The organism is Amycolatopsis bullii (genome assembly GCF_014654205.1).
GTDB classification, from domain to species: Bacteria; Actinomycetota; Actinomycetes; order Mycobacteriales; family Pseudonocardiaceae; genus Amycolatopsis; species Amycolatopsis plumensis.
Map to the genome: position 1 here is coordinate 1 of NZ_BNAW01000112.1, position 961 is coordinate 961.

Sequence of the window (961 nt, forward strand, 5' to 3'; positions counted from 1 at the left end):
GCATCCCGGCCGGGACCGGTCCGCTCGCCGCGGCCCGGGCCTGCCCGAGCACGCGGTGCCCCGCGGCCGACGGCTGCCGGGCGCCCGTCTTCGACCGGCGGACCGCCGCCACGATCGCCAGCACCGCCGCGACGATCACCAGGAAGACCAGGATCCCGACCGGACGGCCCAGGGAGATGCCGTTGACCAGCCGCACCACACCGACGGCCAGCACGGCCAGCTGCAGGAGCAGCCCGAACGTCCGCGCCTGCCGCTTGGCGACCGCCGACGCCAGCAGCCCGCGCCACTCGAGCCCCTCCTCCAGGGCCCGCATCGCCGCGGAGCCGCGGACGGACGCCCGGATCGTCGCGGTCGTCTTCAGGTGCGCCACGTCGTAGACCGCCTGCTCCAGCGGCTCGGCCGGCCGTGCCGCGGTCCGGCTGATCTGCTGGTGGCTGTTGACGCGCAGCTGCCCGCGCTCGACCAGGGCCGCGATCGCCGCGTCGACGGCCCGGTCGGGCCCGCCGGCGAGGAAGGCGAGCTGGTAGACGGTCGGCGGCGGGCCGGGCGCGACGGCGTCCGCCCGCATCGCCCGGCTGTTCACGATCCCGGACACGACGACCCTGACCAGCAGGACGGCGCCGAGCAACGCGATGTACAGGACCACGAAATCCGGTCCGGAGATGCCCCACGGGTCGGTCATCGCCCGTCTCCCCTCAGTGTGTCGCGGTTACCGTAGCTGTGAGACGCACGCGCGCGCGTCGGCGTTTCAACCGCCGCAGCCCCCGCCGCCACCTCCGCCGCAGCCCCCACCCCCGCCACCGCAGGAGCTGCTGCCCCCGCTGCACGAGCTGCCACCCCAGTAGCCGACGGCGGTGCCGCCGCCGGCGCCCGCGAACCGGGTCCGGCGCCGGGCCCGCGCGGCCGACTGCTGCGTGGCGCGGCTGACGGCCAGCCGGACGTCCTTCTCGGGGTGCCCCTC

Annotated in this window: 1 protein-coding gene and 1 pseudogene; both read right to left on the reverse strand. The window is 76.6% G+C overall.

Annotated features, from left to right (window positions below):
- Nucleotides 1–682: TIGR04222 domain-containing membrane protein (locus IE317_RS44115; RefSeq protein ID WP_191317309.1), on the reverse strand; the 682-nt coding region annotated here is incomplete at its 3' end.
- 66 nt (nt 683–748) lie between these two features.
- Nucleotides 749–961 (reverse strand): annotated as a pseudogene (locus IE317_RS44120) (TIGR04222 domain-containing membrane protein); the annotation flags it as partial.